The organism is Anabaena sp. UHCC 0399, from assembly GCF_034931465.1.
Lineage (GTDB): Bacteria > Cyanobacteriota > Cyanobacteriia > Cyanobacteriales > Nostocaceae > Trichormus > Trichormus minutissimus.
The window spans coordinates 25,869-32,934 of record NZ_JAYGGZ010000069.1 but is presented as its reverse complement, the minus strand read 5'-3'; the positions used below and the strand labels follow the sequence as shown (position 1 = coordinate 32,934).

At 42.3% G+C, this 7,066-nt stretch carries 7 protein-coding genes; all 7 read right to left on the bottom strand.

All coding sequences use genetic code 11. The features are described 5' to 3' along the window. Positions 1–156 precede the first annotated feature (156 nt). A complete protein-coding gene (locus VB693_RS26395; RefSeq protein WP_323268828.1) occupies positions 157–2,313 on the bottom strand; it encodes a cation:proton antiporter in 2,157 nt (718 codons plus the stop codon). Between the two features lie 142 nt (positions 2,314–2,455). Then, positions 2,456–3,112 carry an HAS-barrel domain-containing protein gene (locus VB693_RS26390; protein WP_190705514.1) on the bottom strand — a complete coding sequence of 219 codons (657 nt, stop codon included), beginning with the start codon at positions 3,110–3,112 and terminating at the stop codon, positions 2,456–2,458. Further along, positions 3,058–3,258 carry a hypothetical protein gene (locus VB693_RS26385; protein WP_323268827.1) on the bottom strand — a complete coding sequence of 67 codons (201 nt, stop codon included), beginning with the start codon at positions 3,256–3,258 and terminating at the stop codon, positions 3,058–3,060. The genes VB693_RS26390 and VB693_RS26385 overlap by 55 nt, the downstream gene beginning before the upstream one ends. Before the next feature lie 28 nt (positions 3,259–3,286). Beyond that, positions 3,287–3,484: an NAD(P)H dehydrogenase subunit NdhS gene (locus VB693_RS26380; RefSeq protein ID WP_190705436.1), complete on the bottom strand. Its 198-nt coding sequence runs from the start codon at positions 3,482–3,484 to the stop codon at positions 3,287–3,289. Positions 3,485–3,597: 113 nt separating this feature from the next. Then, the gene (rodA, locus tag VB693_RS26375) at positions 3,598–4,914 is read right to left on the bottom strand and encodes a rod shape-determining protein RodA (RefSeq protein WP_323268826.1); all 1,317 of its coding nucleotides are present in this window, start codon (positions 4,912–4,914) and stop codon (positions 3,598–3,600) included. Between the two features lie 185 nt (positions 4,915–5,099). Next, positions 5,100–6,170: an Mrp/NBP35 family ATP-binding protein gene (locus VB693_RS26370; protein ID WP_323268825.1), complete on the bottom strand. Its 1,071-nt coding sequence runs from the start codon at positions 6,168–6,170 to the stop codon at positions 5,100–5,102. Between the two features lie 250 nt (positions 6,171–6,420). Beyond that, positions 6,421–6,939 carry an SRPBCC family protein gene (locus tag VB693_RS26365; RefSeq protein WP_190705445.1) on the bottom strand — a complete coding sequence of 173 codons (519 nt, stop codon included), beginning with the start codon at positions 6,937–6,939 and terminating at the stop codon, positions 6,421–6,423. Positions 6,940–7,066 lie beyond the last annotated feature (127 nt).

Genomic DNA, 7,066 nt, shown 5'->3' with positions numbered 1-7,066 from the left:
GGGAGAAAAGAGGAAAGGGGGAAAGCAGGAAAGGAAGGAAAAAACCCAATGCCCAATAACCTATGACTATTGATTAAAATTCCAAAACAGATCCTTTCCTCAGAAACCCTTGTGACATCTGAACTTTCTCAATTTTGAATTTTGTAGCTTGCTTTGCTACGCAACGCTACCGCGAACTCCGGAGGAGTATTTTGAATTTTGAATTGGCACAGTGATTCCTGTTGGTAGGTGCTGCGGTTCTCCCAACATGACAATTGAGCAGGTGATTTGTCTGACTAGCTGAGTTGTTACATCACTAATAGCTAATCCACTAGGACTAGTACGATTACGTATAAACGGTAACACTACTAAGTCGTATAGTCTTGTTGCTTGCAAGATAGCATGGGCAGAATTTTCATGAGCAATAATTTGAATTTCTGGTGGATTTGCCAAAAATAACTGAGATACTAACTGGGAAAGTTGCGATCGCCGAGCTGCGATTTTGCTGGAACTGGTGCGGCGATCGCATACATTCAACACTGTCACCTGGGCTTGATTAGCTTCTGCTAGCATCTGAGCAAACTGCACAGGCTGTAATGCAGGGGTAATAAGATTTTCTAATGGTACTAAGATGCGTTGAATTTTGCGGGGTGAATCTACAAGCCTTGTCACTGCTACCGGACAGTGAGATGCCCAAAGTACACCATCAATAACATTGCCAAATAACCGCGCTCTTAACCCTGTGCGTTTACCCCAACCCATGACAATTAAATTGGCTTTTTGCTCACGGGCGGCTCTGCTAATTCCGGGTGCGAAGGCATCATCAATTCTCAGCAATGGTTCTGCTTCTATACCTAAAGCTTGACTTTGGGTTGTGGCTTTTGCTAATAAATGCTCACTTCTTTGCAGAGAAGATTCTAATTGTGGTGCATCCATCTGAGCCGCAGATGTCGCGATCGCTAATGGAATAATTCTACCTTTTGCCTGACGTGCTAATAATGCCGCCATTTCCACCAAATACTGCTGAGTATGAGGATTATAAATAGGTACAACTATCGTAAAAGTATGGGTGCGGGGTGCTTCTGGTGGCTGTGGTGGCAAAGTTACAGCTACTGTGGTGGTGACAGGTTGAGGGGTTAAACCTACAGCCGTGCGACTAGTAATCCATGGCCCCAAAATAGATGTTACTAACATCAAGATGACAAAGCTACTTAAAAACTCTGGTGGTAACAGTCCAGCCCGATATCCTACAAACGTTGCAGCTAATGTTGTACCCACCTGCGGGATTGATAATGACCACATTGTGATCATTTCTTGCCAATTATAGTGATATATAAGTTTTGCTAACCAAGCTGCAATAAATTTACCAGCCAGCAAACCGATAATAACTAAAATAGATAACTTGAATATAACCGGATTCTTGATTAAACTCGGCAGTTCAATAAGTAACCCAAGATTAACAAAAAAAATCGGGATAAATAAAACATTACCAATAAATACTATTTTTTCTTTAACTGGCCCTTCGCCGACAACTTCGTTGACTGCTAAACCAGCTAAAAATGCGCCAACAATTTTTTCTACCCCAATAAATTGAGTTCCCATCACAGCTAAAAAGGCAGCCAACAACACAAACAAAAACTTATTACCTTCATCATCTCCTGAACGGCGAAAAAATTCTTTACCTGCCCAATCAAAGCCTACCAAAATAACAATTGTGTAAACAAGTAAGCAGCCCAATAAGCTGAATATTTTAGCTAAACTAAACACTCCAGCCTGTGATATGGCAACACAAAGGGCCAATATTAGAAGTGCGCCAACATCAGTAAAAGCTGTAGCTGCAATTGTGGTGGTGACAGCTTCATTACTTATTACACCCAGGCGACGGATCAGAGGATATGCTAAAAGAGTATGAGAAGCAAATAGAGAGCCAATTAATATTGAATTTTGCCAGTTAAAATTGAGAATTTTCCCTATAAAAGTTCCTAGAAAAAACGGCACACTGAAGGTAAAGCAGCCAAAGCCTAATGCGCGTTTCCTCTGCCTTCGCCACTGCTCGATTTCTACTTCTAAACCTGCCACAAACATTAAATAAACCAAACCAATATCTGCTAGCAGATTAATCATCAATGACTCGGTTTGAAATAGATCCCAACCTGATGGGCCAAGAACTAATCCAGAGAAAACTAAACCAAATAGTCCTGGTAATTTCAGACGCTCAAATAGGATGGGTATGACTAAGATGACTACCAGCAAAATAGCAAAGGGAACAATCGGTTCTTGTCCCAGAACTTGGGTAGTTGCTTCTAGAGCAAGAACTGGTAATGCTTGTTCCATAGGTAAGAGTTGAGGGGGCAATGATGAAGCTATGATTACCTTTTAGTAATTTTCCAAAGTCGTCAACAATAGTAAAAGCCACCTAAAAAATCAACATACTGGAAACTTAGATTATCTAGGCAATTGTTTTATAACTAACTGCCTATGGGTGGATCTGGCTCAAAATGAACCTTAGGCGATCGTAATCGTCTTTGAGCAGTACACTAAGGGTGCGTCCGGCTTTAATTAGCCATTCACGATCAGCTTTGCGTAGCTGGTAAACCTCCCGAATCGCCGCAGCAGTTAAAGCTTCCACTGGTGCGCCATTAATTGCCAGTAAAGTCCGTAAAAAATCTATTTCTTCTGTGAACTTAACTATTAATTCTGGTTCACACCGATAAACAGCTTGATGAATTTGGGGGGGACGGGGTGGTAGATACTGATAAACTCTTTGGTTAGCACCTGAAATTGGGGAAGGCTTCTCAAATCCCACGATCGCCGCCCGAAATTCTGTTTTGAGCATGGCAAATATCTGGGGTTGTTCCTCACGCAAATCTTGCAATGATAAACCTAAAGCCACTGCTCGGTGTACAGAATCCACAGGCATTGTAGTTGCATAATACACTACAGCGTAGACTTGATTACCTGTCTCCTCATCCACAGCCCGTACCCAACTACCAAAAGGTGGCATAGATGGGAAGCTCAAGTCTTCCGGTTCTAAACACTGTGCTAAAAATTCAGTAGAAGTAGTTTCAATCACCTCCGCTATGTGGTTAGGGTGGCGATCGCCTGTGTCAAACTGTGGTAGAGGAAGACGCATCTGAGTGCTGAGTGCTGAGTGCTGAGTGCTGAGTGCTGAGTTGTGTTAGCGGTAGCGCGGCGTTTAGCCGGTGCTGAGTTCTGAGTTCTGAGTGGGGAGTTCTGAGTGGGGAGTTCTGAGTCAATAGTCTTTTCATAATGACTCATGACTATTGACTCATAACTATTAACTAATTTATTTTCCTTTTTTCTTGCCAGTCGTGATTTCTACTTGTTCGAGTTCTGATAGGCGAAAGGTAATAATTTTATCCCAGTTACCGCCTTCAAACAACACAGCTACTCTACCATCACTTACACGCTGTACTAATCCTTCATAGCGATAGTAAGTATCTGCGGGATTTTTGACACGAACAGTTGCTCCAGGTAATATCATGACCTATTTCCTCAGTTATTTCCTTTTACTAGCTTAATACTTGTGATTAGTTCATAGTCCAGAGCTAATAGTTCACATTTAGGTGTTTCAACTAGTGGCTATTGACAATTAACTCAAAAATAATACTTCTGCTGTTGGCGAAAATTTGCTACCGATTCTACTATTCCTAAAGCGATAAAATTAGTCAGCATAGCAGAACGACCGTAACTCATCCACGGGAGGGGTATACCCGCTACAGGTGCTAAACCCACGGTCATACCTACATTTACTATCAACTGAAACACAATCATTGATAAAACACCGATCGCTAACAACGAACCAAAATTATCTTTGGCTGTTTGAGCGACGTGCAGTAATCGCCAGCAAATCAAACAGAAGACAAATAACACCACTAAACATCCCACAAAACCAAATTCTTCACCCACCGCCGAGAAAATGAAATCTGTATGCTGTTCAGGGACGAAATTCAGTTGTGTCATTGGCCCTTTGAACAAACCCCAACCCCACATCTCACCTGCACCAATAGCAATGCGCGATTGATGTTGATGATATCCTGCGCCTAATATATCCTGTCCAGGGCGTAGAAAGGTTGTCAGGCGGTCTTTTTGATATTCTTTCAAAATATTATTCCAGGCGAAGACCCCCAGTTCACCACCTAGCATATTGAGTGACCAAGCACCAATACCACTAATACCAAACCGCCGCCAAGGAAGAGTTTGCCAACCGATAATCCCCATCGCAAATGACCAAATTAAACCTAAAAGACCCAAGGATATTTCGTGAAAAACTATTAGGGGTTGTGATAATGGCCAAGATATACCAAATAAAATCGCTGCGACTACAGGAGAAATCAGCAAGATTAACCAACCCGGATTGGCATTAGCCCAATACAACATCCCTAAAACTATTGATCCAAATACTAGTGATGTTGCCAAATCAGGTTGAGTAAATACTAATAACCAGGGTAGGGAAGTAAATGCCAAAGCCCGGCAAAAGTTGGGTAGAGTAGCCGCCGTAGTTTTGTGTAATAAAGCTGCTAATGTAATGATTATCCCTATTTTGGCGAATTCTGAGGGTTGGATATTAAAACCAGCAACGGTGATCCATCGTTGTGCGCCTTTGGCACTAGTACCGGCAATCATCACTGCAATTAGACTGACGTTAGTGAGTGCGTATGTTATCCAATGCCACTGGAGTAAGTTTTCATAACGAAACCGGGCGATAAACACAGCTATTAAAGTACCAATACCAGCAACTAGCCAGTGCCACCACCAGTCTGTAACAGGTTGCTTAAGTTCGGTACTGAGGATCATCAGTCCACCAAAGATGCTGACACCAACAGGTAATAAAAATAAAAGCCAATCTACTTGCTGCCAAGGCTTAACCCAATACTTCCAGCGAATTTTGGGGAGCGAACGTTTCAATAACATTGTGTGAGTTTAACGTTTAGGTATGAGGTTTAATTATTTTGTGAAAATAGGGAGTAGGGAGTAAGGGTGTAAGGAAGATAGGCAATGGAGAAATTAAATCATGCCCAATACCCAATTCCCATTGACTATTAATAACTCTGTATTCCTAGGTTATGGCCTAGGAATCAGACCAAAATTAAAATTTACTATGTCAAAGCCGCAACTGATACTTTACCAGCAATAGTTAATGCGATCGCTTTTAGGGCTTTGGCTGAGACTGAATCTGGATCAGCAATAACTATCGGTATGCCATTGTCACCACCCACTCTAGTTGCAATTTCTAGTGGGACACAGCCTAACAAGGGTACTCCTAATTCGGCCGCGGTTTTAGAACCACCACCAGAGCCAAAGATATCGTACTGTTTATCTGGCATATCGGGAGGAATAAAATAACTCATGTTTTCTATTATTCCCAATACAGGCACATTCATTTGCTGGAACATCCGCAATCCTTTACGGGAATCTAACAGTGCTACAGTTTGCGGTGTGGTAACAATTACCGCCCCGGACATTGGTACGGATTGAGTTAAGGTTAACTGAGCATCACCTGTTCCTGGAGGCATATCCACAATTAAATAGTCTAATTCGCCCCATTGCACCTGATAGAGGAACTGGCGAATGACTCCATTTAACATGGGGCCGCGCCAAATCACCGGCTGATCTCGGTCAATCAGAAAGCCCATTGAGACTAATTTGACACCATGATTAAAGGCAGGTTCTAAAACTTCGCCTTTATCTGTGGAGCGAACCACAATTTGAGCATCGGCTAGTCCGAGCATCGTGGGGTCATTAGGCCCATAGATATCCGCATCTAGTAAGCCGACTTTTGCACCTGTTTGTGCCAATGCTACAGCCACATTGACTGCGATCGTACTTTTACCGACACCACCTTTACCACTGGAGACAGCAATAATATTTTTGACTCCCGGAACACCATTACGGTCAGGTAAGCTTTTTTGTTGGGGTGTTTCTGCTGTTACATCTACACTGACATTTGTTACACCAGGCAGCTTTTTGACTGCTTTTTCACAGTCTTCAACAATAAATTCTCTTAGGGGACAGGCGGGTGTGGTTAAAACCAAAGTGAAGCTCACCTTACCACCTTCGATTTTGACGTTGCGAATCATGTTCAGTTCTACGAGACTCTTTCGTAGTTCTGGATCTTGCACTGGCCGCAACACTTCTAAAACAGATTGAGCATCAAGGACATCGTACATAACAATTCAAAATTAAAAATACTCTACGAAAAGCAAGCTACAAAATTCAAAATGAAGAAATCTAAAGCAGTAATTGCTTAGTGTGTTCTTTGCGATCGGCGTAACAAAATTTAAAAAACTTTTATTATCACCTAATAGAATCTTAACTTTCTTTAGTGATTAAAGATTAGGAATTGGGCATTGGGTATTGGGCTAAAAACGTCTACCTTGTCTTCTCTACTTCCCTAACCCTCTCAACCCCAGCCTCTTCTCAGTCCCCAATCCCCTTAATTTGCTTTTTCTGTCCTGATACTGCTTGCAATGCTGCTTTTTCTACAGCTTCCACTAGAGAACGTGCCACACGATCCGCGTAGGGACGTGAAAACGACCAAATAAGTGGCGATAACCAGCCTCTTAAGGTGACGGAATAAGATAAACAAGTGCCACAAACCGTTGATTCTACTTGGTAAGTAATTCGTTCTTCTACGCCAGGAATTGCCATAACTCTAATACTCAGCAATTCTCTAGGGTTGACTCGCTCCACAAAAATTCTAATCGGAATTGGTGAAAAGCGTGTTACTGCTTGGTAAATTAATCCGGGTTTAGGTACTAATCCATAGGGAACGTTGGTACTTTTTAATAGTGGGTGCCAGGAAACATCCCTTAAGTCAACGACCTTTTGCCAGAGATCGTCTACAGAAGCAGAACTAATTTCTCGATATGTCCGTACCAGAGAAACGCAAAACCGACGGTGTTTGCGGTGGATAAATTTGGATAACCAAGCTCTCATTTGCCTAATCTTCCTCGCTACAAGCTTGCTGGTAACTCTGGCATAGTCAGCTACTCTGAACTAATAGCACTCAACACTTAACTCTCAAAACTCAGCACGGGCTAAACGCCCCGCTACCGCTAACAGC